This is a genomic window from Synechococcus sp. FACHB-909, from assembly GCF_014698945.1.
Taxonomy (GTDB): Bacteria; Cyanobacteriota; Cyanobacteriia; order PCC-6307; family Cyanobiaceae; genus Cyanobium.
Genome location: NZ_JACJTY010000006.1, coordinates 105,777 through 130,649, shown reverse-complemented (window position 1 = coordinate 130,649; position 24,873 = coordinate 105,777). Strand labels below are relative to the sequence as shown.

Below are 24,873 nucleotides of genomic sequence, written 5' to 3'. Positions count from 1 at the left end.
AACAGACGGGAGAACGGACCAGCCAGGAGTCCTCAGCGCACGGCACAATCCTGGTCTACCCGGTCGGCACCCCCGTTCGCCTGCAGCCCGGCGCCCAGGGCCGAAGGGGGTGAGGAGATGTGAACCGCGGTGGGGCCCCCGAAAGGCCTTGCCTACGTTTACTCAGAGGCAGGGGCTCCCCATGCGCGCGAACGTGGCTCCCCGCGAGGCGGCCCGGCTGGAGGCCCTGAACGATTACCGCATCCTCGATACGGCGAGCGAGCAGTCGTACGACGACATCACCTTCCTGGCTGCCCAGTTGTGTGATGTGCCGATCGCCCTGATCAGCCTGGTGGATGCCGATCGTCAGTGGTTCAAATCCAAGGTGGGCCTGGCGGTGAACGAAACCAGCCGGGATGTGTCCTTCTGCGCCCACGCGATTCTCGGCGACCAGACCCTCGTGGTGAAGGATGCCCGCCAGGACGAACGCTTCCGGGAAAATCCGCTGGTGTGCAGCGAACCCAACATCGTCTTCTACCTGGGGGTGCCCCTGTGCACACCGGGCGGGGCCAAGATCGGCACGCTCTGCGTCATCGATCAACGGCCCCGTGAGCTCAGCGACCTGCAGATCCGCGCCCTCGAGACCCTGGCCCACCAGGTGGTGCTGCAGCTGGAGCTGAAGCGGATCTCCGACCAGCTGGCCGCCGCCCTGGAGCGCATCGAGGTGATGGAAACCCTGATCCCGATCTGCTCCTACTGCAAGGGCATCCGCAACGACCAGGGCTACTGGCAGACCGTGGAGTCCTTCATCAAGAGCCACGACAACGTCGAGTTCTCCCACGGCGTCTGCAATGCCTGCATGGCCAGGTACTTCCCCGAAGTGGCTCCGCTCCCGGAAGGGGCTTCAGCCGACGGAGACTAGGGCTGAGGCGCCCCTGGCGATCGCCGCATCCCCGCGCCGGTGGATCTCGCGGGCGTAGTCGGTCCAGGTGCCCTGGCCCCAGTAGCGGAAGCAGCTGGTTTCCAGCAGGAGCAGGTGGAGCAGGGCCTCCTGGTAGGGCGCGCTCCGGGTCACGGCGGGATCCTCGGCCACCAGGGGATCGAACACCTGGTGGAAGCGGGCGCTGAGCTGGTTCATGGGCTCCAGCACGTTGGCGTAGCCCTCCACCCAGCTGAGGTCGTTGGTCCAGGAGGCGCCGGCCATCGAGAAGGAGGAGTCGCTGGCGGCCAGTTCGGCGATAGCCGTCTCCACGGCCTGGGGGGTGGGGGCGGCGCCGACGCGCTGCCACAGCCGCTGCTGCCCCACCGCCTGGATCACCGGGAAGGCCGCCTCGCCCACCCCGGCGGCCTCGAGCAGTTCGAGGTATTCGCTGCCGTTGATCGCCACCGTGCCGGCGTCGCCGCCGTCCTGGGCCGCGAGGCGCCGGTGGGCCTGGAGGAAGGCGGGGGGGAACTCGTTCATCATCACGCCGCCGTTCTCGCCATCGGCGATCTGGGCCACCAACGCCGGCACCGACGTGTCGCCCAGGGGGACCCGCCCCAGCCCCAGGGCCTCGTAGCAGGGCTGCATCTGGCCCACCAGCTTGGTGTCGGAGCCCTGGGTCTTGATCAGCGCCGTGATCGACACCTCCTCGCCGCTGGAGCTGCGGGCCACCAGCCGATTCGGCACGAGTGTCTGTTCCCGGCTGAGGCCGCTGCCGTCGGGATTCTCGACGCTGTGCTCCTGCACCAGCAACCAGCGGTAGCCGCAGTCCCGCAGGGCGCTCACGAAGGCGTAGAGGGTGTCGGGGTGGTTGGGCAGGTGCATCTCCGGGGGCGAGAAGCCCTTCACCCGCTGCAGGGCCTCGGCGCCGAAGAGGGCAGCGAAGTGGTGCTGCCAGGCCAGGATCTGCAGCTTCAGATCGGGGATCGGCGTGGAGGGGGCGACGGCATGGCTCCAGAAGGTGCCGAGCCACTCCACATGGGGCACGACGGCGGGATCACAGGCCAGGAACCTGAGCGCTTCGAGAATGTCGTCGCGGCCCATCTGCTGGAAACCCCAGAGCAGATTGCCGGAGTAATCGAGCATGATCCGCGGGTTCGCGCCCTCGGCGATCAGCTGGGGGATCAGCTCGGCCAGGCGCCGATAGCAGTGGGCGAAGGGTTCGGCGTTGTGGTTGTCGCCCTCGCCCGGGTGCTCGAGCATGTACTGCAGGTGCGAGATCAGCGCCCCGTCCGCCCCGGCGGGGATCGTGGGCTGGTGCATGTGCAGCGCACAGGCGAAGGCCGAGGTGATCGCCTCGAGCTGCAGGTTGGTGCGGGGCAGCGCCACGGGCCCGCTCTGCCGCACCAGGGCCAGGATCTCGGCTTCGCGGCCGGCGATCGGCGGCAGGGAGGGGGTGGGCATGGCGTTGCTGGGGTGCCCGCGCGCTGGGCAGGTCGTGACAGTCAGTCTGGGGGCCAGGGGCGAAACGACACGACATGGAGACGCTGCCGCCATGGCCGCCCCCGCGCCAGGCTGGGGCCATGGAACGGCCGGTGCCAGGAGATCCCCTTGCGATGACGGCCCCGGGCCGGCGCCGGCGGGGGCGCGTGGTCGTCGTCGCCGCCAGCGTCGCCGCCACGGCCGCCGTCGCCATCGGGCTGGCGCTGCATGGGCTCGGCGTGGGCCGCGGTGGGCCGGCCCTCGGCACCGCCGACAGCGTGCTGGCGGCCGAGGTGGGGCGCCGCTACGGGGGCATGAAGCGGCTGCTGTTTCCCGGCCAGCCGGAGATCTCCGTGGCCGAGTGGCTGGCGCGGCCCAAGGACCGTCCGGCGGTGCTGGTCGATGTGCGCGAGCCCCACGAACGGCGCGTCTCGATGCTGCCGGGCGCGATCACCAAGGAGGACTTCGAGCGCGACAGCGCCCGCTACCGCTCCTGGCTGGTGGTTCCCTACTGCACGATCGGCCTGCGCAGCGGCCTCTACACCCGGGAGCTCAGGGGCCGGGGCTTCGCGGTGCGCAATCTGGCCGGCAGCGCCCTGGCCTGGGCCCATGCCGGCCTGCCATTCGAAGCCGGAGGCAAGGCCACCCGGCGGGTGCACGTCTTCAACGGCGACTGGAACCTTCTCCCCCTCGGCTATGAGCCCGTCGTCACGAAGGCGCCGCCGGCCAGCGGTTCCTAGGGTCTGAAGATGTGAGGAGCAGAACGATGCCGAAACCACCCCTCGCCCTGGCCGCCGGGCTCATGGTCCTGCCGCTGCTGAGCGCTCCTCTGCTCACTCCGGGCCCGGCACTGGCCCAGAAGCGGATTCCCAAGCTGCCGGGCTACAACGAATGCCCGCTGGGATATGTGAACGACCTCAAGCAGCACTGCAATTCACCGATCTACTACGAGGTGCGGCCCACCAACGGCAAGCCCTGTCTCTCGGGCTGGATGAACATCGGGGCGGGCTACTGCAAGAAGAAGACGCTGGGGATTTTCTGAGGCGACGGGCTGGATGGGGGTCACGTCAAGGTTGAGGCGGACAGGGATGGACCGCTCTGCCTAGGATCGCCCCTGCATCCGATCGGCACGGCCAGCCCCTGGAGGCAACGGAGCCATCCCATGCCAGAGATTTCCATGCCCGCCGATCCCATGACCGCAGCGATCCAGGCCCTTGCTGCTCCCGGTGCCGGGCAACCGCTCCAACCCTTTGCCTACACCCCCGACCCGCTGGGCAGCGAGGAGGTGGAGATCGCCGTCGAGAGCTGCGGCATCTGCCACAGCGATCTCTCCATGCTCGACAACGAATGGGGCATGACCGCCTATCCGTTTGTTCCCGGCCACGAAGTGATCGGGAGAGTGGTTGCCCTCGGGGAGCACACGAAGCGCCTGAGCATCGGCGACCGGGTTGGGCTGGGCTGGTTTTCCGGCAGTTGCGGTGCCTGCGATCAATGCCTTTCCGGCAACCAGAACCTCTGCCTCAAAGCCGAGGCCACCATCGTCGGGCGTCACGGTGGCTTCGCCACGCGGGTGCGGGCCGCGTGGACCTGGGTGGCGCCCTTGCCGGAAGGCCTTGATGCCGAGAAGGCCGGCCCCTTGCTCTGCGGTGGCATCACCGTCTTCAACCCGATCGTTGAGCTCGGCATCCAACCCACCGACAGCGTGGCGGTGATCGGGATCGGCGGCCTGGGTCACATGGCCCTGAAGTTTCTGCGGGCCTGGGGATGCGACGTCACCGCCTTCACCACCAGCGACTCGAAACGGGAGGAAGCGCTCCAGCTGGGCGCCCATCGCACCTTGAACTCCCGCAACGCCGAAGAACTGGCCGCGGCAGCGGGCAGCTTCGACTTCATCCTCAACACCACCAACGCCAGCCTCGACTGGAACACCTACATCGCCGCCCTCAAACCCAAGGGCCGGCTGCACACCGTGGGGGCCGTCCTTGAACCGATCGCCCTGGCCGCTTTCCCGATGATTCTCGGGCAGAAAAGCCTCTCCGGTTCTCCCCTGGGGAGCCCATCCACCACCGACAAGATGCTGCATTTCAGCTGTCGCCACGGCATCGCGCCCACCACGGAGTTCTTTCCCATGTCCAAGGCGAATGAAGCCCTGGATCACCTCCGCGCCGGCAAAGCCCGCTACCGCATCGTGCTGATCAACGACCTGGGGTGAGGCCCACCTGCCAGGGTCTCTAACCGGGGAAGCTCAGAAGGAGTCTTCCGTCTGGCCCGCGAAGCGGCCGGCGTAGCTCTCGATGCCCTGCAGCTTCTGGAACACGAACTGGCAGATCGCGGTGCCGGGATGCACGGCGAGCGGAGCGGGACCGAAGTTGCTCATCTCCAGCACCTGCTGGCTGTCGATCCCCGGCCCCATGAAGGGGGCGCTGATGTGCACCATCAGGCCCAGCCGCGCGAAACGGCTGCGGCCCTCCAGCCAGCCGCAGAGGCCGGGGCCCAGGCGCAGCCGCTCCTGGGTGATGCCGAGCACCGTCTCGCCCGGCATGATCAGGATGTGCTCGCCCTCGGGCACCACGATCTTCTCGGTGAGCGTCCGGTAGTCGGTGTGCTCACGCACCTCGATCACCTCGTGCACCTTGCGGAACACGCGAAAGGTGGGGGCGAGGGTGAGGTCGAGCGAGGCGGGGCCCAGCCGCTCGGGAACGAAGGGCGTGACCCCGATCGCGCCCGCTTCGATCGCCTGCAGGATCGCCTCTCTGCCGAGAACGGACATGTCTTTGGCTGGGCACAGGCGAGCGTGGATTGTCTCAGGCGATCGGCCGGGGCCCAGCGTCCAGGTCGTCGATGGACTGCTCCAGCAGATCGCGGCCGCTGTCGTACACGACCCGCGGCGCCGGCCGGCCAGCCTCGGTGGCGCCCAGTCGGCGGGCGACGGCACGGCGGCGCTTCAGCTGGGGATCGGCGTGGCGGGCCGCCTCGGCCCAGGCCTGGCGGCGCCGATTGCGGGCGGCGATGGCACGGTTGCGCCAGTGCTGCAGCGGCAGGCGGGCCAGGGGCAGGAGCAGCAGCAACAGGGCGTAGCCGATGGCGAATCGGGCCAGCCAAGCCACGGGGGGCAGCCAGGCGGGCGTGATCGCCAGCAGCCACGGCGAGAGCACCAGCAGGGCCCCGACGATGAGGCCATAGGCGACCCGTTGCCCGCGTCCCGCCCGGCTGAAGCGAAAGGCCCGTTCGCGCAGCGGCGGCACCGGCCCATCAACGCGGGAAGCGCGGGCGGGCAGGGAGGGGAAGCCATAGATCAGGTCCCCGTCCTCACTCACCTCGGGGCGGCCGTCGAAGCGCAGCAGCACCGGCAGCATGGCGGCATCGGCGAGGTCACGGCGGCGGTCGGGATCGGAGGGGCAGTCGGGCAGATCGAGCAGCGGGGCGAGGTCCTCGGCGATCACCACGCCACCGCGCTTGCGCAGGAAGGCGCCGATGCGGCGCCAGCGCTGCGGCTCGAGGCGGGCATTGGGATCGCCATCGCCGAACAGGATCGAGAACACGGCGCTGAGGAAGCCCAGGGCGGCCGGATCGGCGCCCACGCCGGGCAGGTCCCAGAGCAGGCTCCACAGCTGCTGCGGCGTGACGGAGGAGGAGCCCCCGCGCGCCGGGGCCCGGAGGCCTGAGACGATCAGATCCAGGATGGTGAGGGGCACCTGGGCCAGCCCCTGCAGCAACGCCAGGCCGGCATCGTCGCCATCGTCGCTGTTGAACAGCCGCACGATCAGCAGCACCAGCAGGATGAGCACCACCAGGGTGGTGACCAGCAGCAGCACCAGGCCGAAGCTGAGCCGGATCAGGCGGGCGGCCAGGCGCAGGGCCGCCTGCAGCCGGGCCTGCAGGCGCCGGCGGCCGCTGAGGGCCAGCAGCCGCATCCGCAGCGCGGGGGGGAAGACGAACAGCAGGGTGCCGTCCTCGGCCACCTGCAGATGACCGGACACTTCGGCCACCAGGGCCAGCAGCCCCGGCTCCACCTCCTGCAGGGACAGGCCGGTGCCGGCGGCCGCCTCGCCGACGCTGCAGCGGCGCCCGCGGTTGCCGATCCAGTCGAGCAGGGAGGCCTCAACCGGCATGCAGCCCCTCCGCCGCCAGCTGCCGCAGGGCCAGCAGGTCGGTCTTGCCCACGGGGGTGAGGGGCAGCTCAGGCAGCACGCGGATCTCCTCCGGCGCCTTGTACCCCACCCGTGCCCGGGCAAAGGCGATCAGTTCGGCTTCGCTGGGGGCGGGCTGATCGGGGCGGAGGGTGACGTAGGCCCGCACGTTCTCGCCGTGCACCGGGTCCTGGATGCCGATCACCCCCACCAGATCCACGGCCGGATGCTCCGAGAGCGCCTCCTCCACCTCCTGGGGGCAGATGTTGGAGCTGTCGTGGACGATGATCTGCTTGCGGCGGCCGCAGAACCAGAAGGTGCCGTCGGCGTCGATGCGCATCTCATCGCCGGTGTCCAGCCAGCCCTGGCGGATGGTGTCGGCGGTGGCCTCGGGGTTGTCCCAGTAGCCCAGCATCCGGGAGGGCGCCTGGATCCAGAGGCGTCCCTGCTCGCCCGCGGCCACCTCGTTGCCGTCCTCGTCGCGCAGACTGGCACTGAACCCCGGGCAGAGCCGGCCGACGGAGCCGATCCGGTTCGGGCCCGAGAGGGGCGCCAGGGTGGCGTAGCCGATCTCACTCATGCCGAAGCATTCGTCGATCCCGAAGCCGGCGGCCCGGCGGAACTCCTCCTGCAACTGATGGGGCACCTTGTCGCCGCCGCTGATGCAGAGGCGCACCGAGCCCAGATCCGTCGGCTGGAGCTGGTCATTGCGCAGCAGCTCGAACAGGGCGGCGGGCAGCATCAGCAGCACCGAGGGCCGGTGGCGCCGCAGCAGGGTTTCCACGGTGGCCGCATCGATGCGGCTGGCGATCGCCGCGGAGGCGCCGGCGGCCAGGGCCGCCAGGACAAGGCCGCAGGAGGCGAGGTGGGCCAGGGAGCTGCCGGCCAGCACCTCCTCGCCGGCCCGCAGTTCGACGGCCTGGATCAGGGAGGTGAGCACGGCGGCGAAGCTGGCCCGGGTGTGGGTCACGCCCTTGGGCCGGCCGGTGCTGCCGGAGGTGAAGAAGAGAAAGCAGGGATCGTCCGAGGCAAGATCCGGCCAGGGCGGGGCCTCAGCGCCGGCGGGCGCCGCGGCCAGCAGGGGCTCGAAACCGGTGGGATCGTCGATGCGGTGGCAGCCCAGGGGCAGCCCGCCCGCCACGGCGCTGGCCTGCACATCGGCGAGCCGTTCGCCGTGGAACACCAGGGCCGCGGCGCCGCTCACCGTCAGCGCATGGTCGATCTCCGGGGACACATAGCGGTAGTTGAGCGGGGTGAGCACCAGGCCGCTGCGCAGCCCCGCCAGGTAGTGGACGACCAGCTCCACCCGGTTGGGGATCAGGGAAGCGACTCGGTCGCCCCGCCGCAGCCCCAGCCGCTGGTAGGCCCGGGCCAGCTGCTCCGCCTGGCGATCGAGCTCGGCCCAGCCGATGCTGTGGTCCAGATCCTGCAGCGCCGCTGCCGCCGGGTCGCGCCCCAGGCCGGCCTCCAGGAGGCGGTCCAGGTCGATCGGTGGGGCCAGGGGCGGGCCGTGGTGGGGCATGGAATGCCGTAAGCCTGCCCACTCTGGCAGCGGTTTGGGGACGCGCCGCGGCTGCGGGGAGAGAGGTGGAGAGCATTCGTGGGCCAGGAGATCGCCGGGGCTTCTCCTCCACCAGTGCCGCCCCCGTCACAGCACAGCGAGGATGCCCCCGCCCCCTCCGCCACCTACGAGCGCCTGCGGCAGTTCATCGCCGAGCGGATGTGCATGAGCCCCATCTACTGACCGTTGATGCTCATCGAGCTGCTCAGGCGCCGTAGCCCGGCCCTAAAACTCAAGGCTGCCGATCACCTCTTCAATCGAGCAGCCCAGTTGGCTGGCCACGTCCTTGAGGATCTGCCGCAAGGTGCCGACCCTCAGGGGCTTGTGGGCAGGAATGGTGAGGTGCTGCTGCTGGCCGTCAGAGCTTCGGCTCAGCCGCATGTGACTACCTGTTTGACGGGTCAGCACGTAGCCATGGCGCCGCAGGCGTTCGGCCAGAAGCTGGCCGTTGACGTCCCGCGGAATCCTCACAGGGCCAGCAGTTCCTGCCTCACGTGATGGAGGCGGATCAGGGGTGGCGCCTGGCCGGGATCGAAGTGGCAGACAACGGCGTCGCGAATCTCCCTGTGGAGGTCCTCAAGCGTGTCGGCCTCGGTGTGGATCGCCGCGGCAGCTGCGCTGGCCCGGAAGGAACCATCCTCCGCCTCCTCGACCACGAAAAGGATTTCCTGCATGGCTCCCTCCAGTGGCACCAGTCTTGCAGTGGTGGGCAGGATGTTGCCCCTGTCTGGGCAAAGGGTCTGGGGCGGCACAGCCACACCCCCTGAGCCGGGTGGGCTGCAGCCGCATCACGCCCACGCCAGAAGGGGACCCAGCAGGGGCGATGGCCTGACGGGCCGCCAAAAACCAGACCTGGCCCGGTCGCCCGGAAGCCGCCAGCATCAAGCCATGCCCCCGCCCCCCGCGCAGGACGTGGCCCCCGCCGGATCATGGGATGCGCATGGTGGGCAAGGTGCTTACCGGCAACGGCATCACCCGCTGCGAGAAGGGCACCGTCGCCCTGGTGGGCGACGAGCAGCTGAGCGACGCAGAGGGCGGCATCTGCTGGCACTGAACCGCCAGGCCTACTCACGCCATTGGTTGGATTGGCACGATTGCCGGCAGCACGCTTGCCAAGACCTGCTTGGCCTTCTTCAGATCATGGCTCCCTTGCATCCGCAGCCAGAAGCCCTCGCTCAGACCGAAGAAACGGCACAGGCGCAGATCGGTGTCGGCAGTGATCGCCCGCCGTCCTTTGACGATTGCGTTGATGCGGCTCTCCGGTACGCCGATCGCCAGCGCCAACCGGTACTGACTGATCCCCATTGGCCGCAGAAACTCCTCCAGCAGCACCTCGCCCGGGGGCACGAGCATCACTTCAGTGGTAGTCAACGATCTCGACCTCCTCTGGCCCGGCTTCCGTCCAGACAAAGCAGAGCCGGAACTGGTCGTTGACACGGATGCTGTGCTGGCCATGGCGGTTACCCCTGAGCGGCTCCAGGCGATTGCCTGGTGGAACTTGTAGATCGTTGAGGCAGGCGGCCGCATCAAGGATGGCGAGCTTGCGGAAGACGAGTTTGCAGAAGGCGGTGCGAGCGAAGCTTCCAAAGCGGCGCCCCGGCTTCCCTTCAAAGACGGCCTGGGTGTCGCGGCAACGAAACGACCTGATCACACCGGTACCTTACCCCCGCCGGACGTAGGCACGCCAGGCAGTGGGGCCGGGCGAAGGCGATCACGCGCTGACATGGCGGCCTGGCTTGCCTGTGTTCCTCCCCCTACAAGTGCCACCCCCTGTCACACCCGCAAGGATTCCCCCATGCCCCCGCCCCCCTCCAGCACCTACCAGCGCCTGCGCGAGTACATCGCCGAGCGCATGCGCATGCGCCACATCTACCAACCCCTCATGCTCATGGAGCTGCTGGGGAGGAACAGCCCCGCCCCAGCGCAGGACGTGGCCCGGCGGATCCAGGGCAGCGCATGGTGGGCAAGGTGCTCACCAGCAACGGCATCACCGCCTATGGCAACGGCGCCTACAGCCTGATCGGCGGCGACGAGCTGAGCGACGCCGAGCGCGACGCGCTGCTGGAGCTCTGCTGCCAGCGCCTCGATGCCTTGCCTTCCGCGAGCAGCGCGGCGACGAGGTGTTTGCCCACCGCAGCCGCCACCGCAGCCCGATCAGCGGCTCAGTGAAAGACAGGGTTCACCGATGCGCCCAGGGCCGCTGCGAGTGCTGCGGCGCGCACGAACACCAGCAGGCCCTGGAGGTGGTCCACATCATCCCCAAAAACCAGGGCGGCTCCGACGCCATCATCAACCTGCAGGCGCTCTGCTTCCGCTGCAACGCCGGCAAGCGCGACGGCTGTTTGCCTACGCAAGAGGGCGCACCGTCTTCCGCGGTGTGCAGGCCAGCGACGGCCACCGCGTAGCGGGCTGTGTGATCTGCGCGCTGGAGGGCAGCGGGCGGGTGCTGCTGGAGAACAAGGGGCACAGCCTGGTGATCCCGCGTCGTCATGGGGCCGACGGGCTGTAGCAGCACCAGCCGGAGTGGAACGCCGTGGTGGAGTTGCTGAAGCTGCGGCGGGAGCAGCCGAGTGCCCAGGACGCGTCGATCAGCGGTTGGTCTGGTTTGCTCAACGCAAGAGGGGGGCTGAATTCAGGCGAGGCGGCGGGCCAGACGGTGTTCCATGCGCACTGGCATTTGATCCCCCGGAGGGAGGGGGGCTGCCAAGAGCCTCGGGATGTGGTGCGGGGGGTGATTGAAGAAAGACAGGTGTGTTGAAGCGCGATCAGTTAGTCAGTAAGGAAGCACTCAGTTGACGGTTGCGAGATAGCTTGAAGGGGAAAGCCTGCATGTGGCTGAGAGCGAGCCAGCCAGGGTGAAGAGACTAGGTTTAAAATTAAATCCAAATAAGCGGTAGAGATGATAGCGAGGTGCTTCCGATTCGGATACTGCAAGCTCGTTTCTGGACACATAAAATGGAGTTTCACGCCCATACTTTGTCGTCTTGACCTCAATGAGCCTTTCGGCTCCAGACGCTTCGAACGAGAGGATGTCGAACCCGACTCCATCTCCCTGGTTCTGAGATGTGTGCTCGATCTTCCCAGCAAGAACCTCTTTACCAAGACTGATCAGCCTTGCGCGCTCATAGTTCAAGACAAAGATCTCACCCGCAGCACCAAGCGAGCGATTTCGCGCTTCTCTCTCTAAGTAATTGAATGAGATCCTGGCACTTTTTGACGGAAGAATATCTCTCCCTGAATCCGGGTCTCTGAGGTGCGGGGCGGGAGGCTTGGTGATTACTCCAAGGATATCTTCAACTTCCGGCACTACGATCGGCCTGTCTGCGTCTGCGGCCGCAATAGTCTGGAGCTGTTGATCAGAAGCAAGTCGCTCCGCAACTACGTCAAACAGCAGACCCTGATAGTTCGAGCGAGGCTTGTAGCCAGGAATGTATGGGAAGTGCAGGTCAAGCAATACGGCGCTTATATTCCCATGCTTGAACTCAATGGATTGCTCGGAACGCCCTGAGAGGCGCTTAAGGAGCGCACGACGGTGAGCCGCTTTATTGTACGAAACCCCTGAGAGTTGTGCTGCAAGCATGGCAAAGTAGTCTGCAACGGTTGCTTCGACTTCATCGCGTGTCCAATTGAAAGCCATATTCAAGTCCACACTCAGAGCCAAACACCCATAGGAGAGGGAGTGCTCCTGGCATACCTTCAAGTTTAGTCATCGAGCCCAGCGAAGGCAAATAGCCTGAACCCAAGCCTCCGAAACGCTCTGATTTCCCAGCCATGGCGGGCCTGAACCAGGGCATCCGAAGATTCCTGGATTAGAACTCATGCTCAGAATCAAGACACATCTAGGCAACAACATGACTTGTGGCCAAACTGACAATACAGTTACCACGAAGAACCATATTCAAGCAGGATGTAACAAGCAGTCTAAATAAGCGGTGCGTTAAGCCAGCAAGAAAACCGCTTTAAGTCGTCGCGTTAATCCGTTAACTCTGAATAACATCAACTCCAGGAGGGTAGACCTTGGTTCCCTCGTATACGACCATGCCATAGCTCAGGATTGCTGCGTGCCATCCTTCCGGGAAAGAGATCATCGCGTTACGCAAAAGTGCTTCCGCCTGCCTAGGCACACCGGCCAGGTCCAGCTCAGTGGATGAGATAGCAGCAGGAAGCTGCTGATATCGAAAGACATATGGCAACCTTCTTTTCATGGCCTTAAATAGCTGGCCAAGAGTTAGGCTGTCTTGAATGTTATCAACCAAGAATTCTCGCCGAATAGGGAAAAGCCTATCAAACTCGCCGGGCTCGGTAGTGTCACGATTTCTGCCCGGATCCTTTGGACCAAATCCTTTACCATTCCAAAGGCGGGGATGATTTCTCGAGTATAGAGATATCAACGTATCCTCGTTAGCTGCTGTGCTCATACTCTGGTCGAGCAGAAGCGACTTGAAGGAAATCATTGAGACATCTATGTTCTGGCGACCAACGAGTTTCTTGAAATGCTGCTCTAACCGCACTTTAACATTATCAGCTTTCCCAAGGTATTTTGGCGATTCTCGGTAGTATAAGACATAAATCCCCTTTGACGCACCCTGTGCTATCTGATAACGATGGAGTTCAGAAATGCATCCGTCATCGAGAACAGCCAACTCCAGTTGATCCAGCCCACGCAGCAACTGCTCTGAAACAGTATCAAGAAAGTGAAAGTTGTAAACTCCCCAGGCGGGCATTGATTATACTCCTTCAGTGTGTCGGCGCTAGGCGCACCAGCCTACTACCAAAGCCGTGGGACTGCATCCAATTCGAGGCTCCCCAGAGGCGGCTGTTCATAGCCTAGAAGAATCCAGGACTAAATGGATTATCATTTCGACTCGTGCTGATACAGTTCTTGGGCCATGACATAGTGGCGTACAATAATGGCTCCGACGCCTCATCTCCTTACAGATTACCCACGCCAACATCTTTCAATAGATGGATAACCTAAGCCCAGATGAACGCAGTCGTCATATGGCACGGATTAGGTCAAAAGACACTAAGCCAGAGATCATCTTGCGTTCCACTCTACACAAGCTCGGATATCGGTTCAGGCTACATAGAAAGGACCTTCCTGGAACACCGGACATAGTCTTTCCTTCAAGGAAGCTCGCGATATTTGTTCACGGTTGCTTTTGGCATGGGCACGTATCACCTACCTGCAGACTTGGAAGAGTCCCCAAGACGCGCAAGGAGTTCTGGATCCCCAAGATTGAAGGAAATCGAATACGTGATCAGCGAAAGATACTCTCACTTTTGGAAGCAGGGTGGAACACTGCAGTCGTTTGGGAATGTGAGCTAAGTGACAAAACGGGCCTTGAGCAGCGCATTCGACGCCTCTTAGGGTAGAATATTGATCATTTTCATCAGTCTTGCCGCCACGACAGTCCTAAAGATTGCTTATGCAACAGCTTCGCAAAAACCACTTCTTCCACAACCCCCGTCTATTTCTTGTGGGATGTCTGCACTCTTCTTCCAATTCTTATTTTGGCAATGAAGTCAATTGAGATTTTTGCTGGCGCAGGAGGCTTGGGCATGGGTGCCCATCGAGCTGGATTCGAGCCAGTGTTAATGCTGGAGTGGGATCGATGGTGCTGCTCTACACTTCGCCATAACTTCTCAAATTCCATCACCCTAAAGACTCCTCAACCGACAATAATTGAGGATGATGTTTGCAATATTGATTTTGCTCTTTATGAAGGCCAGGTTGACTTTGTCTCAGGGGGCCCGCCCTGTCAGCCATTCTCTCTTGGTGGTAAACACAGGGCATATGCAGATACCCGTGATATGTTTCCACAGGCAATTAGGGCAATAGAGCAAGTGAAACCAAAAGCATTTATGTTTGAGAATGTAAAGGGCTTGACTCGTGCTTCATTTAGCAGCTACTACGAATACATAAAGCTTCGCCTAGAATATCCTTCTCTATCTCGCAACTCAGATGAAAGTTGGATTGATCATCTTTCAAGGCTAGAGGAGCAGAAAACCAGCGGCAATCATAGTGACCTACACTATAATGTAGTCGCAAGAGTTATCAATGCTGCCAATTATGGCGTCCCACAGAAGCGTGAACGCATTTTCTTTGTTGGCTTCCGCTCTGATTTAGGAATAGATTGGCATTTTCCTGAGGAAGAATATTCAAAAGACGCTTTGGAATGGACTAAAGCAACAGGTGAATACTGGGAGCTTATGAAAGTTCCATTCAGTGAACGATCTCCTGCCACTCACAAGCCAGTATCAGGTTCACTCTTGTTCAAGAAGCCTTGGATCACCGTTCGACAGGCGCTTGAAGGTCTACCTGATGCTGAGCAAGACCCAAAGGGGGCTACGGAGTTTTTAAATCATCAGTTTCAGCCTGGCGCCCGTAGCTACGCAGGACACACAGGAAGCCCTCTTGATGAACCAGCCAAGACACTTAAGGCAGGAGTTCACGGTGTACCAGGTGGAGAGAATATGCTCCGTCGGCCCGATGGAAGCGTTCGTTACTTCAGTGTCCGCGAGAGTGCCAGGCTTCAGACTTTTCCCGACAACTTTTGCTTCCATGGAGCCTGGTCAGAGGCCATGAGGCAGCTCGGCAATGCAGTGCCAGTATCGCTGGCGGAAAAGATTGCACGAAATATTCGAGAAGCGCTGACAATCAGCGCATCTGCCTGAAATTGATAAATCAGTAACATGGGCGCTGCTGAAATGTCAATCAAATTATCTGCTTAGACAGCGACCACACACTTTTTGTGTCGTTGACATTTAATCTTCGATGAGATCCCTATCCATCGACAATGGCTATAACGCGTTTCTCTAAAGACTAATATCCATTCCTTATAGGCGCTTTCGAGCTTTAATCCATTTTCATGTTTGACGAGGGCCACCTTCCGCCAGGTGCTGCGCGATGGCTCCTTCGGCGAGCTGCTGGTGGATGGCCAGCGCCCCAGCCAGTGGCGCCATGTGTTCGCCTCGGTGCAGTCGCTCGCTGGGCTGGATCCGGCCGACCTGGCGCCGGACACGTTCGACGTGGTGATCGTCGATGAGTTCCACCACGCCGCCGCCGCCAGCTACGAGCGCTGGCTGCGCCACCTGGCGCCCGTCCTGCTGCTGGGCCTCACCGCCACCCCCGAGCGCACGGGCGGCGAGGACATCCTCCATTGGTTCGATGGCCGCATTGCCGCCGAGCTGCGCCTCTGGAGCGCCTTGGAGCAGGGCCTGCTCTGCCCGTTCCATTACTTCGGCCTCCACGACGGCACAGATCTGTCGCAGATCGAATGGCGCTGCAACGGCTACGACGCAGAAGCCCTTTCCAACCTCTACACCGCCGACGACGCCCGCCTGCGCCTGATCCTGCGCGAATTGGCAGACAAGGTAACCAACCTGGATTCGATGCGGGCCCTGGGCTTCTGCGTGAGCGTGGAGCACGCCCATTGGATGGCCCGCAAGTTCGTGGCCGCCGGCCTGCGCGCCGCCGCCCTGGATGCCTCCAGCCCCCGGGAGCAGCGCGCCGAGCAGATCCGCCGCCTGCGCTCCGGCGAGCTGCAGATCCTGTTCGCGGTGGATCTGTTCAACGAAGGGCTCGACATCCCCGAGATCGACACGGTGCTGTTCCTGCGGCCCACCGAGAGCGCGATCGTGTTCCTGCAGCAGCTTCGACCTGCGCTACCGCGCCCTGCTCGGCGGCACGCGCGACCAACTGGAGCAGCAGATCAAAGAGGGTTTTCCCTTCCTGCCGGCCGGCTGCAGCCTGCAGCTCGATCGGGTGTCGAGCGAGCGGGTGCTGGCAAACCTGCGCGACTCGCTGCCCACGCGCCGTCCCGAGTTGCTCAAGGAAGCCCGCCTCGGGCGCTGTTCGCTGGCGGCGTTGCTGGAGGGGCTTGGGATGGAGCTGGGGGAGTTCTACAAGGTAGCGGGGTCGTAGGCGTTGCTGCAGCGGGAGCTTGGGTGGGTAGCCGGGGCGGCCTCAGGGGAGCCCAGCGACGATGAAAAGCGGCTGGGGCGGGGGATCGTTGGCGGGTTGCTGCATCTGGACGACCCCGAGCGGTTGCAGTGGCTGGTGGATCAGTTGCAGCCGCCCATCGCGCCCGATCCGGCGGGCTTCGATCCCGCCACCGAGCGCAGCTGGCGCATGCTGATGGCCCAGCTCTGGGGCAGCGGCCGGCAGCACCTGCCCCTGGCCGAGGCCCTCGTCCGGCTCTGGGCCGCCGCCGACCTCCGCGCCGAGCTGGTGGAGCTGTTCGCGCTGCTGCTCGAGCGCACCGACCACCTGGTGGCGCCGCTCGACTGGGGCCGCGCCGATCCGCCCCCCATCCCCCTCAAACTCCACGGCCGCTATTCCCGCGCCGAGGTGTTCGCCGCCTTTGGGCTGTTGAACGAGGCCCGCCCTTTCCCGGGCCGTGAGGGAGTGTTCTTTGATGAAGCTACCCAGTGCGACGTCCTCTTCATCACCCTCAAAAAGAGTGAGCGCCTGTTCTCCCCTACCACCCGCTACAACGATTACGCCATCTCCCCGTGGGAGTTCCACTGGGAGAGCCAGAGCCTCACCCGGGAAGCGTCCACCACCGGGCAGAGATACATCCATCACGTTGAGCGCGGCAGCAGGGTGATGCTGTTCGTGCGGGAGGAAAACAAGCGCGGCGGGGTGACCCTGCCGTTCCTGTGTCTGGGCTTCGCGGATTACGTGAGCCACGAGGGGGAGCGGCCGATGGCGATTCGCTGGCGGTTGCAGAGGGCGATCCCGGCGGCGTTCGTGCCGGAGCTGGCGTTGGCGGTTTGAGGGCGTGGAGCTGATCAAGGCGTATCCCTTTGGCCCTCTGGTTCCTGCAGGCGCCTCATGGCCTCCCTGGCAAGAACAATCGCAATCCCTTGAAAGTTGCCCAAGGCCAAGAGGTCGTCATCGCCAGAGACGATCAGATCGGCGAGACCACCAACGGCCGCAGCCAAGACCTGATCGTCGTCGGGATCCCTACTGACGGGACCTCCCAGATCAGCAGGTTCCACGCGCTCAACCAGGACGGCATAGCCATCAAACAGATCGGCAATCCTTACACCAAGCCGAAAAATGGGCTCTCTGAACTTCGGTCGCTGCAGCACGCCTTCCAACTCGGCGAGGAGAGGAAAGGTACTGATCAGCTGAACCCGCCCAACAACGGCCGCATCCATGAGCTGCCCGGGAACTCCCTGCCAGATCAGGGCAGAGAGAGCCGTGTTGGTGTCAAGAACCAGCCGCAAGTCGTTGCCCCTTGCGGTAAGCGCTGATCTCCTCGTTGATCTCTTGCCGGGTCAGCACCTCTGGCGGGTCAGCAGCAAGAGCAGCCCTGGCGTCTTGCAGACGGGCAATGCGGTCTGAGGCCAGCTTGTCCCGCAGCAGGCGCTCGATCGCCTCTGGCGCCAGCAGACCAGCTCCGCTGGCTTCCGCCGCCAGCGCATCAGGGAGGGTGATCTCGATGGTGGTCAAGCGTGCACCCCAACCATGCTTGTCTCTGAGGGTAGCCGGCATCTCCACCCAGAGGTACAGCCCACAGGCCACGCCGCGAGCAGATCCGCCGCCTGCAGGGCAGCACCTGCCCCTGGCCGAGGCCCTCGTCCGGCTCTGGGCCGCTGCCGACCTCCGCGCCGAGCTGGTGGAGCTGTTCGCGCTGCTGATCGAGCGCACCGACCACCTGGTGGCACCGCTCGACTGGGACCGCGCCGATCCGCCCCCCATTCCCCTCAAACTCCACGGCCGCTACTCCCGCGCCGAGGTGTTCGCCGCCTTCGGGCCGTTGAACGAGGCCCACCCTTTCCAGGCCGCGAGGGGGTGTTCTTTGATGAAGCCACCCAGTGCGACGTCTTCTTCATCACCCTCAAGAAGAGTGAGCGCCTGTTCTCCCCCACCACCCGCTACAACGACTACGCCATCTCCCCGCTGGAGTTCCACTGGGAGAGCCAGAGCCTCACCCGGGAAGCGTCCGCCACCGGGCAGAGATACATCCACCACGTTGAGCGCGCCAGCCGGGTGCTGCTGTTCATGCGGGAGGAGAACAGGCGCGGCGGGGTGACGCTGCGGTTCCTGTGTCTGGGGTTTGCGGATTACGTGAGCCACGAGGGCGAGCGGCCGATGGCGATTCGCTGGGGGCTGCACAGGGCGATTCCGGCGGCGTTCGTGCCGGAGTTGGCGTTGGCGGTTTAGCGTTCAACCATGGATGTCCACGAACGGATCACTATCAATCCTGCCGTGCGTTTCGGGAAGCCCTGCGTGCGGGGCACCCGGCTGACGGTGGGGGATGTTCTCGGGTATCTGGCCAGCGGCATGAAGGAAAACGAACTGCTGGAGGATTTCCCACAGCTCACCCATGACGACGTGCTGGCCTGCCTGGCCTATGCGGCCGATCGTGAACGCCTGCTGATCAGCCTCACCACCGCCGCGTGAGCGTCAGCCTGCTCCTGGATGAGAACCTGTCGGAGCGACTGCTGCCTCTGCTCTCGGATCGGTTTCCTGAGTCAGGGCATGTGCGGCTTCTCGGGCTTGGTGGAGCCGATGATCTGACGATCTGGGATCGGGCCCGTGCTGACGGCGACCTCCTGGTGACCAAGGACGAGGACTTTCTTCGTCTCAGCATGAGCCGAGGTTTCCCGCCCAAGGTGATCTGCCTGGCCATCGGCAACGCCGGCAATGCTTCAACTGCCGCCCTGCTGTTGGACCATGCTGCTGCCATCGAGGATTTTTCAAACCATCCGGAAGCTGGCTTCCTGATGCTCAGCCCAGGAGCGAAGCCCTGAACCATCTTCGGCGTCAGGCGCAGTTCGCGGGTGCTGCCCTGAGCGCCCTTCAGGACGAACAGCTGTAGTGCGACACCCCTCCGGCGTTGAAGAACTCCCTGGGCTTCAGACGGTCATACGTCGCCGCCAGCTCCGCAGGCAGCGCGTCGTAGGGATGGCGGAACACCTCCTGCAGCTCCCTGACCAGGCCGTAATCGCCCTGCGCCGCCTGTTCGTAGGCCGGGGCGATCAGCCATTCGCGCCAGGCGACCGCGGGGTTCACCCGTTTCATCGCTGCCGATGTGTCGCGGGGGTCGCCATTGCTGGTGATCAGATGCCGCCAGCGCTGCAGCCAGCTCGTCCATTGCCCATCGAGCTCCTCTGAGCAGGGCAGGTAGAAGCTCTCCTGCAGGGCCGAGACGTGCTCGGGGAGATCCGACAGCCTGCGGAAGAAGATCGTGTAGTCGGCCTTGGAGGCCACCATCAACTGCAGCAGGTCCTGCACGAGCTCGGCGTCGTAGCGGAGCAGGCCGAGCTTGCTGGCCCACATCGCGTCGAGCTCCTGGCCCATCGCTTCAGCGAAGCCCTCACGGATCTCATCCAGCCGCGCGAGCGCCTCTGTGTTGCCCTCGAGCAGGGGGCGCAGGGAGGCCCAGAACATCTGGAAGTTGGCTTCAGCGGCCACCGGTTGGTTGAAGAAGGAGAAATGCTGGCCGCCACCGGTCCAGGGCTGGAATCGGGGATCGAACAGTTCGCAGAAGCCGAAGGGGCCGTAGTCGAGGGTGTACCCCCCGGCGGCGCAGTTGTCGCTGTTGAAATTGCCCTGGCAGTAACCCACCCGCATCCAGTTCGCCACCAGAGACGTGAGCCGTCCCCGGAACAACTCCGCCAGCTCCACCACCTGATCAACGAAGTCCAGAGCCGGATCAATCTCCTGGCGGTAGTTGCGCTCGATCAGGTGGGCCACGATCATCCGCAGCTCGTTGCGCGCCTCCGGATGGGCACCGCTGCGCACGCGGCGGGCGAACAGCTCCAGCTGGCCGACCCGCAGAAACGACGGGGCCACCCGGGTGGTGATCGCCGCCGGGTTGTCCACCAGGACGTCGGGATCGAACGAGCGGGAGTTCGGCGAATACCAGGGCCGGCGCACGGTTTCCGATCCCGACACATAGAGCGTCAGCGAGCGGGAGGTGGGCACCCCCAGGGCGTGCATCAACTCCTGCGCCAGAAACTCGCGCACGCTGGAGCGCAGCACGGCACGGCCATCGGCGCCGCGGCAGTAGGGCGTCGGACCGCCGCCCTTGAGTTGCATCTCCCAGCGCCGGCCGCCAAAGACGCCTTCGAACACGGAAATGGCCCGGCCATCGCCGTAGCCGTTGCCGGTGCCGAACGGACACTGCTGGATGTATTCGCTGCCATAGATCGAGAGGGCATAGCCCGTGGCCCAGCCGAACGGGCGCATCGGCGCCTGCGCCGCGGTGATGTCGCCGGAAAACACCCGGCGGAAGTGGTCGTCATGGGCCAGCCCATCGCCCAGGCCCAGCTCCTGGAAGAGGGTGCTGCTGTGCGCCACGAGCTCCGGCGCCGGCAGCGGGGTGGGTGTCACCGGCACGTAATGGCCGGAGAACACCTGGCGGGGCCGGTGATCCTGGCCGTCGACGCTGGCCTGGGGATCCGCCCGCAGGGAATCCAGCAGCGAGTAGTTGGCCCGCTGGGCAAAGTCCGCGAAGGTTGTCGTCAACACGGTGGTGGGCGCTGCTGTCGACACGGCTGTCTGCACGAATCTCTGTCGCTGAGGTCACCATCCTGGCGAGCAGCACCCGCACGGTGACGGATCACCCGTCAGCCGTCCCAGAGCTCCGCCAGATCCAGCCGCAGCCCGGGGAGTTCCGGCTCCCCGTCCAGCACCGCCAGCCCCTCCAGCCGCTGCGGTTCACCGCTGCCGTGCCACACCTCCACACCACGGCTTTCGGGCAGCAGCAGCCACCCCAGCCGGGCCCCATTCGCCTGGTAGGTCGCCAGCTTGCGGCGCAGGTCGGGCAGCCGGTCGGATGGGCTGGCCAGCTCCACCACCAGATCGGGGCAGAGGGGCGGAAAACCCTGGCGCGCTTCGCTGGAGAGGGCCTGCCAGCGCTCCAGCCGCACCGCGCTGGCATCCGGACTCAGCACGGATCCATCGGGCAGCAGGAAACCGGTGGAGCTGTCGAACACGCACCAGCCGGGCTGGGTGCGGGCCCACAGACCCAGCTGAACAGCCAGCTGGTTGTTGCGCCGGCCGGTTTCGCCGCCTGCAGGGGTCATCTCGATCAACCGCCCGTCCGCCGCCAGCTCCAGCACCGCCTCCGGATTCGCCGCGCAGAGTTCGGCGAACTGGGCCGGCGTGAGACGCAGCGCTTCGCTGAGTTGGCGGGGCAGGGTGAGCATGGCCCTGCAGAGGCGCAAACAGTTGGTTGGATCCTAGGCAGGGTGCAGGCGGCCGCCTCAGCCGCCCAGCACCAGCTCCCCATACCTCCGCACCGCGCCGCGGTGATCGGCGTCGGCCCTCAAGCCGATGAAGCCGTCCGGCCGCACCGCCAGCAGGGTGAGGGGCCCCAGGCCCAGGCTGGCCGCTTCCTCCAGGCGCAGAGACACCACCGCCTCCACCAACGCCAGCGGCACCGTGCCGGCGGCCCGCTCGGCCTCCAGGTCGGCCTGCAGGGCGGCGAGGGCCTCCGGAGGCGCTTCCGGGCCGGCCAGCACCAGCAGCGTGTGGCCGCAGCGGTGGGTGAGCGCGTGCAGCCGATCCGCGCCGGCCCCGGGCGGCAGCGCGATCGTGGTGGGCAGGCGCTGGCCGGCAGCAAAGGGCTGGCCCTCGCCAACGCCGATGATCGCCGAGCCGGCGTAGCTGACGTTCATCTCGGTTTCCGCCACCACCTCCTGCTGCCGGGCCACCGGGTTGGCCAGCATGGTGGCGATCGCCCGGTCGCGGGCGGCGCGCTCACCGCTCTCCTGCAGCCCGTGGGCCTGCTCGGTGGCATCGCCCGAGCGGCAGATCTGCTGGGCCACCGGACGCCGCTCCTGTTCGTAGCTGTCCAGCAGGGCGGGGGCCGCGGCCCCCTGGTGCACCAGGGCCAGCTTCCAGGCCAGGTTGGCGGCATCGTGCAGCCCGCAGTTCATGCCGTGCCCCTCGGCCGGGGAGCACACGTGGGCGGCATCGCCGGCCAGGAACACGGGCCCGGCGCGGAAGGCGCTGGCCACCCGGCTGTGGCAGTGGAAGCGGCTGGGGTTCTCCACGCCGCTGAAGCGAGCCTCCGGCAGGTAGCGCCCCAGCACGGCGGCGGCCTCGGCCACCAGATCGCCCTCCTCGGCGGCGGGCCGCAGGTACACCCGCCAGCGCTCGTCGGGCAGGGCCGTGAGGATCAGGGGCGAGGCGTCCAGATACGCCGCGTTGACCTCGTGGCTCTCGGCCCAGCCCTCCACCGCCGCATCGAACACCGCCCAGGGCCGGGCGATGCCATGGCCTTCGAAGTCCAGGCCACTCAGCGCCCGGGTGGTGCTGCGCAGCCCGTCGCAACCCACCACCCAGCGGGCCTGCACGGTCTGCTCCAGCCCGTCGCCGTCCACCGTGGCGATCACCCCGTCGCCGTGGGCCTCCAGACCCACCAGCCGGCAGGAGCGGTGCACCGTGCCCCCCTGGCCCTCGAGGTGGTCCGTGAGGATGGTTTCGGTCACTTCTTCGGAGAGGCCGAGGTTGAAGCCGAAGCGGCTGCCGCATTCGGCCAGATCCAGTTCCCCCAGCCGCTGGCCATCGGCGTGGATCAGGATCCGCCGCTGCCGGCAGCCCGCTTCGAGGAACCGATCCACCAGCCCCAGCGCCTCGAAGATCTCCAGCGAGAGGGGGTGGATCACCGTGGCCCGGTCCCAGTGCAGGGCCTCGGCCCGGGCATCGATCAGCAGATTGGGAACATCGCGGCGCTGCAGTTCCCCCGCCAGCAGCAGGCCGGTGGGACCCGCCCCCACCACGAGCACGCTGGTCTGGCGGGGAAGGGAAGACGGCATGGCGCCCGGGCGATTCGAGCTGGCGAGGGCCAGCGCGGGGCACACTAAACGCACCCCGGGGCTCGGTCCTGGCCAACCCATTCCGCTCCCTGGCCACCGCCACGACCGTCGGCCTGGCCGCGGCCCTGGCCCTCAGCACGGCAGCGGCGGCGGCGGCCCCCAACGGCACCTGGCTGTCCCAGCCCCAGATCTGGTACTACGCCTCGAGGCAGTCCCTGAACGGCGTCATGGCCGACATCCGGGGCAGCGACTTCAAGGTGGTGTTCCTCGATGTCCGCAAGGTGTCGGAGGTGATGCAGCAGGAGGCGGCCCAGGCGGCGCGGCGCCAGGGACTGCTGCCGGTGGTGTGGGTGCAGTCGCCCCAGTACCGGGGGCTGCGGATCGACCAACTGGTGGCCGAAGCCCGCCATGGCGACGCGATCCAGGTGGACGACCATTTCTTCGCCAACTACTCCCTGGAGGACTTCTATCTGCTGCGTCGGCTGTACCCCAAACCGATCTTCTGCAGCATCCAGCCGTTCCAGGCCAGCCTGCTGCCCACGGCGGGCTGCAACCAGCTGGATGTGCAGTGCTACAGCGCCCCGCAGTTCCAGCAGTGCCTCAAGCTGGCCGACCGGCTCGGTGCCGTGGTGAGTCTCTCCAGCGAGAACACCCTCAAGTACCGGAGCCAGCTGGGCGAGCGATCCTTCAACACCTTTCTCTGGCAGGGGCCCTGACGGGCGGGGCGTCCTGCGGCGCCAGATAGGCGCCGATCGCACGGAAGATGTCATCGGCGGCATTGCAGTAGCCACCGCTGGCATCAAAGGCCTCTTCGTCGAAGGTGACCGCCACCGCCACCGCGATCTTCCGTGAGGGCAGATAGGCCATCACCCCGGCCTGCCCGGAGAACAGCGGGTTCTGCAGCAGCCAGGGGCCCGAGAGGACGATCCCGATCCCATAGGTGTAGAAGTCGTTGAGGGTGGCGCAGGTGGCACAGCCCTCGATCGGCCGGCCGAAGCCCCGCAGCGTCGGAGCGATCTGCAGCCTGTGGCTCTGGGGCGACAGCAGCCGTCCCGTGCCGATCGCCTCGGCGGAGGTGGCCATGTCGTGGATGGTGGTGAACTGCACCGAACCGCGGGTGATCGTCCAGGACGGGTTCCAGTAGGTCGACTCCTCGTAGAAGCGCGTCCCCGCCGGGATGCCGAGGCCTTGGCGCCGTTCCGACGAGAAGGCGTGCAACACCGGCGGCGCGATCGCGGGCGTACCGCCCGGGTCCCGCGTGTTTCGGAGCTTCAGGGGCCCGAAGATCCGCTCCTGCATCAGCACGGGCATCGTCTGGCCCGTGATGCGCTCCAGCGCCAGGCCCAGCAGGAGGTAATTCGTGTGCGCGTAGTTCCAGCTCGTGCCGGGCTCGTACCAGAGCGTCTTCAGGTCCGCGTAGGCGAGCAGGTCCTGCACGGAGAACTGCCGGAACGGGTTCTCGAGCAGGGTCTTTTCGAACGCGGCATTGCCGATCACGTAGTCGCGGTAGCCGGAGGTCATCCGGGCGAGCTGGCCGAGGGTGACCCGCTCCGCATTCGGGATCTCCGGCAGCCACTTCGCGAGCTTGTCGTCGAGGCTCACCCGCTTCTCGTCGACCAGTTGCAGCAGCAGCGTCGCCACGTAGGAGATGGCGATCGCACCATTCCGAACGTGCATGTCCTCCGTGGCGGGCACGCCCGTTATGGATTCGCCCATCGCCTCGGTGACCACCTCCTTGCCGTCGATCGTGACGCGCACGATCACCGCCCTCAGATGGTCGTCGGCCATCCGCTGACGAACGATCCGCAGGATGCCGGCCGTCTGGGGTGAGGCCGCTGGCGAGGCCCCCTCGTCGGTCCCGGCCTGGACGGGGCCCGCTCCGCCCAGGCAACCCGCCAGGAGGGCAGCCAGGACCCGTCGTCCCCGTGGGGCGAACCAGCGACGATCCACACCAGCTCACTGAGGAAGCGGCAACGCTACGCGCCCCGGCGCCTGCCGATCCCGGTGAGCTTCCT

The 24,873-nt window shown here is 65.4% G+C and carries 32 protein-coding genes; 16 read left to right on the top strand and 16 right to left on the bottom strand.

All coding sequences use genetic code 11. The annotated features are described in order from the left end of the window. Nucleotides 1–181 precede the first annotated feature (181 nt). Nucleotides 182–901 (top strand): GAF domain-containing protein, encoded by a 720-nt coding sequence (locus H6G99_RS11020; protein ID WP_190611549.1) that lies wholly within the window; start codon nucleotides 182–184, stop codon nucleotides 899–901. Here H6G99_RS11020 and H6G99_RS11015 read toward each other — a convergent pair. Beyond that, nucleotides 884–2,365 (bottom strand): polysaccharide deacetylase family protein, encoded by a 1,482-nt coding sequence (locus tag H6G99_RS11015; RefSeq protein WP_190611548.1) that lies wholly within the window; start codon nucleotides 2,363–2,365, stop codon nucleotides 884–886. The genes H6G99_RS11020 and H6G99_RS11015 overlap by 18 nt on opposite strands. A 152-nt stretch (nucleotides 2,366–2,517) precedes the next feature. Between H6G99_RS11015 and H6G99_RS11010 the strand changes: the two genes are divergently transcribed. The 3 genes from H6G99_RS11010 to ahr all read left to right on the top strand — a co-directional run bounded on the left by H6G99_RS11010 (nucleotide 2,518) and on the right by ahr (nucleotide 4,595). Further along, the gene (locus H6G99_RS11010; protein ID WP_094584947.1) at nucleotides 2,518–3,123 is read left to right on the top strand and encodes a rhodanese-like domain-containing protein; all 606 of its coding nucleotides are present in this window, start codon (nucleotides 2,518–2,520) and stop codon (nucleotides 3,121–3,123) included. Between the two features lie 26 nt (nucleotides 3,124–3,149). Further along, nucleotides 3,150–3,425: a hypothetical protein gene (locus tag H6G99_RS11005; protein ID WP_190611547.1), complete on the top strand. Its 276-nt coding sequence runs from the start codon at nucleotides 3,150–3,152 to the stop codon at nucleotides 3,423–3,425. 150 nt (nucleotides 3,426–3,575) lie between these two features. Next, nucleotides 3,576–4,595, top strand: a complete 1,020-nt coding sequence (gene ahr / locus H6G99_RS11000) for an NADPH-dependent aldehyde reductase Ahr (RefSeq protein WP_190611546.1) — start codon at nucleotides 3,576–3,578, stop codon at nucleotides 4,593–4,595. A gap of 33 nt (nucleotides 4,596–4,628) precedes the next feature. Here the strand turns inward: ahr and dcd are convergent, their stop codons facing one another. The 3 genes from dcd to H6G99_RS10985 are packed head-to-tail and all read right to left on the bottom strand — an operon-like array spanning nucleotide 4,629 to nucleotide 8,035. After that, the gene (gene dcd, locus H6G99_RS10995) at nucleotides 4,629–5,153 is read right to left on the bottom strand and encodes a dCTP deaminase (protein WP_190611545.1); all 525 of its coding nucleotides are present in this window, start codon (nucleotides 5,151–5,153) and stop codon (nucleotides 4,629–4,631) included. A gap of 34 nt (nucleotides 5,154–5,187) precedes the next feature. Then, nucleotides 5,188–6,495 (bottom strand): hypothetical protein, encoded by a 1,308-nt coding sequence (locus H6G99_RS10990; protein ID WP_190611544.1) that lies wholly within the window; start codon nucleotides 6,493–6,495, stop codon nucleotides 5,188–5,190. Continuing rightward, nucleotides 6,485–8,035 carry a class I adenylate-forming enzyme family protein gene (locus H6G99_RS10985; RefSeq protein ID WP_190611543.1) on the bottom strand — a complete coding sequence of 517 codons (1,551 nt, stop codon included), beginning with the start codon at nucleotides 8,033–8,035 and terminating at the stop codon, nucleotides 6,485–6,487. The genes H6G99_RS10990 and H6G99_RS10985 overlap by 11 nt, the downstream gene beginning before the upstream one ends. Before the next feature lie 78 nt (nucleotides 8,036–8,113). On the opposite strand from H6G99_RS10985, the gene H6G99_RS10980 reads away from it, so the two are divergent. Further along, nucleotides 8,114–8,257, top strand: a complete 144-nt coding sequence (locus H6G99_RS10980) for a hypothetical protein (RefSeq protein ID WP_190611542.1) — start codon at nucleotides 8,114–8,116, stop codon at nucleotides 8,255–8,257. Nucleotides 8,258–8,299: 42 nt separating this feature from the next. Here H6G99_RS10980 and H6G99_RS16405 read toward each other — a convergent pair whose 3' ends face one another. The 4 genes from H6G99_RS16405 to H6G99_RS10960 form a co-directional block, all read right to left on the bottom strand. Beyond that, the gene (locus H6G99_RS16405; RefSeq protein WP_190611541.1) at nucleotides 8,300–8,545 is read right to left on the bottom strand and encodes a type II toxin-antitoxin system HicA family toxin; all 246 of its coding nucleotides are present in this window, start codon (nucleotides 8,543–8,545) and stop codon (nucleotides 8,300–8,302) included. Next, nucleotides 8,542–8,748 carry a 2-oxoisovalerate dehydrogenase gene (locus H6G99_RS10970; RefSeq protein WP_094510596.1) on the bottom strand — a complete coding sequence of 69 codons (207 nt, stop codon included), beginning with the start codon at nucleotides 8,746–8,748 and terminating at the stop codon, nucleotides 8,542–8,544. The genes H6G99_RS16405 and H6G99_RS10970 overlap by 4 nt, the downstream gene beginning before the upstream one ends. A 394-nt stretch (nucleotides 8,749–9,142) precedes the next feature. Then, nucleotides 9,143–9,427, bottom strand: coding sequence for a HigA family addiction module antitoxin (locus H6G99_RS10965; protein ID WP_190611540.1), 285 nt, complete (start codon nucleotides 9,425–9,427; stop codon nucleotides 9,143–9,145). A 4-nt stretch (nucleotides 9,428–9,431) separates the two neighbouring features. Beyond that, entirely contained in the window at nucleotides 9,432–9,725 is a 294-nt protein-coding gene (locus H6G99_RS10960; protein ID WP_190611539.1) for a type II toxin-antitoxin system RelE/ParE family toxin, read from the bottom strand. A 305-nt stretch (nucleotides 9,726–10,030) separates the two neighbouring features. On the opposite strand from H6G99_RS10960, the gene H6G99_RS10955 reads away from it, so the two are divergent. From H6G99_RS10955 to H6G99_RS16600, 3 genes are all read left to right on the top strand, one after another. Continuing rightward, a complete protein-coding gene (locus H6G99_RS10955) occupies nucleotides 10,031–10,243 on the top strand; it encodes a hypothetical protein (RefSeq protein WP_190611538.1) in 213 nt (70 codons plus the stop codon). Beyond that, complete coding sequence (locus H6G99_RS16605; protein WP_353617227.1) at nucleotides 10,195–10,479, top strand: HNH endonuclease; 285 nt, start codon at nucleotides 10,195–10,197, stop codon at nucleotides 10,477–10,479. Before H6G99_RS10955 ends, H6G99_RS16605 begins: the two co-directional genes overlap by 49 nt. Before the next feature lie 128 nt (nucleotides 10,480–10,607). After that, the gene (locus H6G99_RS16600) at nucleotides 10,608–10,832 is read left to right on the top strand and encodes an HIT family protein (protein ID WP_199297139.1); all 225 of its coding nucleotides are present in this window, start codon (nucleotides 10,608–10,610) and stop codon (nucleotides 10,830–10,832) included. A 30-nt stretch (nucleotides 10,833–10,862) separates the two neighbouring features. On the opposite strand, the gene H6G99_RS10940 is transcribed toward H6G99_RS16600, so the two are convergent. Both H6G99_RS10940 and H6G99_RS10935 read right to left on the bottom strand, forming a co-directional pair. Further along, on the bottom strand, nucleotides 10,863–11,711 hold the full coding sequence (locus H6G99_RS10940) for a protein NO VEIN domain-containing protein (RefSeq protein WP_190611536.1): 849 nt from the start codon (nucleotides 11,709–11,711) through the stop codon (nucleotides 10,863–10,865). 343 nt (nucleotides 11,712–12,054) lie between these two features. Beyond that, nucleotides 12,055–12,798, bottom strand: a complete 744-nt coding sequence (locus H6G99_RS10935; RefSeq protein ID WP_190611535.1) for a GIY-YIG nuclease family protein — start codon at nucleotides 12,796–12,798, stop codon at nucleotides 12,055–12,057. A gap of 241 nt (nucleotides 12,799–13,039) precedes the next feature. Here H6G99_RS10935 and H6G99_RS10930 point away from each other — a divergent pair, with 241 nt between their 5' ends. The 4 genes from H6G99_RS10930 to H6G99_RS16215 all read left to right on the top strand — a co-directional run bounded on the left by H6G99_RS10930 (nucleotide 13,040) and on the right by H6G99_RS16215 (nucleotide 16,856). Beyond that, nucleotides 13,040–13,450 (top strand): very short patch repair endonuclease, encoded by a 411-nt coding sequence (locus H6G99_RS10930; protein ID WP_190611534.1) that lies wholly within the window; start codon nucleotides 13,040–13,042, stop codon nucleotides 13,448–13,450. 102 nt (nucleotides 13,451–13,552) lie between these two features. Then, nucleotides 13,553–14,752 (top strand): DNA cytosine methyltransferase, encoded by a 1,200-nt coding sequence (locus H6G99_RS10925; protein WP_286191110.1) that lies wholly within the window; start codon nucleotides 13,553–13,555, stop codon nucleotides 14,750–14,752. A gap of 198 nt (nucleotides 14,753–14,950) precedes the next feature. Then, nucleotides 14,951–16,066, top strand: coding sequence for a DEAD/DEAH box helicase (locus H6G99_RS16220; RefSeq protein WP_199297138.1), 1,116 nt, complete (start codon nucleotides 14,951–14,953; stop codon nucleotides 16,064–16,066). Nucleotides 16,067–16,097: 31 nt separating this feature from the next. Then, a complete protein-coding gene (locus tag H6G99_RS16215; RefSeq protein ID WP_286191109.1) occupies nucleotides 16,098–16,856 on the top strand; it encodes a DUF3427 domain-containing protein in 759 nt (252 codons plus the stop codon). A gap of 14 nt (nucleotides 16,857–16,870) precedes the next feature. Here the strand turns inward: H6G99_RS16215 and H6G99_RS10915 are convergent, their stop codons facing one another. Together H6G99_RS10915 and H6G99_RS10910 are read right to left on the bottom strand one after the other, a co-directional pair. Then, nucleotides 16,871–17,311: a putative toxin-antitoxin system toxin component, PIN family gene (locus H6G99_RS10915; RefSeq protein ID WP_190611533.1), complete on the bottom strand. Its 441-nt coding sequence runs from the start codon at nucleotides 17,309–17,311 to the stop codon at nucleotides 16,871–16,873. Continuing rightward, on the bottom strand, nucleotides 17,295–17,537 hold the full coding sequence (locus H6G99_RS10910) for a hypothetical protein (protein ID WP_190611532.1): 243 nt from the start codon (nucleotides 17,535–17,537) through the stop codon (nucleotides 17,295–17,297). Before H6G99_RS10910 ends, H6G99_RS10915 begins: the two co-directional genes overlap by 17 nt. Before the next feature lie 342 nt (nucleotides 17,538–17,879). On the opposite strand from H6G99_RS10910, the gene H6G99_RS16595 reads away from it, so the two are divergent. The 3 genes from H6G99_RS16595 to H6G99_RS10895 are packed head-to-tail and all read left to right on the top strand — an operon-like array spanning nucleotide 17,880 to nucleotide 18,841. Further along, a complete protein-coding gene (locus H6G99_RS16595) occupies nucleotides 17,880–18,251 on the top strand; it encodes a DUF3427 domain-containing protein (RefSeq protein ID WP_190611531.1) in 372 nt (123 codons plus the stop codon). Nucleotides 18,252–18,260: 9 nt separating this feature from the next. Beyond that, nucleotides 18,261–18,491 (top strand): DUF433 domain-containing protein, encoded by a 231-nt coding sequence (locus tag H6G99_RS10900; protein WP_094584932.1) that lies wholly within the window; start codon nucleotides 18,261–18,263, stop codon nucleotides 18,489–18,491. After that, entirely contained in the window at nucleotides 18,488–18,841 is a 354-nt protein-coding gene (locus H6G99_RS10895; RefSeq protein ID WP_094584931.1) for a DUF5615 family PIN-like protein, read from the top strand. Before H6G99_RS10900 ends, H6G99_RS10895 begins: the two co-directional genes overlap by 4 nt. Before the next feature lie 49 nt (nucleotides 18,842–18,890). Here the strand turns inward: H6G99_RS10895 and H6G99_RS10890 are convergent, their stop codons facing one another. From H6G99_RS10890 to H6G99_RS10880, 3 genes are all read right to left on the bottom strand, one after another. Beyond that, on the bottom strand, nucleotides 18,891–20,600 hold the full coding sequence (locus H6G99_RS10890) for a protein adenylyltransferase SelO (protein ID WP_353617226.1): 1,710 nt from the start codon (nucleotides 20,598–20,600) through the stop codon (nucleotides 18,891–18,893). A gap of 62 nt (nucleotides 20,601–20,662) precedes the next feature. Further along, on the bottom strand, nucleotides 20,663–21,244 hold the full coding sequence (locus H6G99_RS10885) for a Uma2 family endonuclease (RefSeq protein ID WP_190611530.1): 582 nt from the start codon (nucleotides 21,242–21,244) through the stop codon (nucleotides 20,663–20,665). A gap of 57 nt (nucleotides 21,245–21,301) precedes the next feature. Next, a complete protein-coding gene (locus H6G99_RS10880) occupies nucleotides 21,302–22,858 on the bottom strand; it encodes an FAD-dependent monooxygenase (RefSeq protein WP_190611529.1) in 1,557 nt (518 codons plus the stop codon). 227 nt (nucleotides 22,859–23,085) lie between these two features. Here H6G99_RS10880 and H6G99_RS10875 point away from each other — a divergent pair, with 227 nt between their 5' ends. Beyond that, nucleotides 23,086–23,574 carry a hypothetical protein gene (locus tag H6G99_RS10875; protein ID WP_286191107.1) on the top strand — a complete coding sequence of 163 codons (489 nt, stop codon included), beginning with the start codon at nucleotides 23,086–23,088 and terminating at the stop codon, nucleotides 23,572–23,574. Here H6G99_RS10875 and H6G99_RS10870 read toward each other — a convergent pair. Next, complete coding sequence (locus tag H6G99_RS10870) at nucleotides 23,546–24,808, bottom strand: serine hydrolase domain-containing protein (RefSeq protein ID WP_190611528.1); 1,263 nt, start codon at nucleotides 24,806–24,808, stop codon at nucleotides 23,546–23,548. The two genes, H6G99_RS10875 and H6G99_RS10870, sit on opposite strands and share 29 nt — an antisense overlap. Nucleotides 24,809–24,873: the final 65 nt, after the last annotated feature.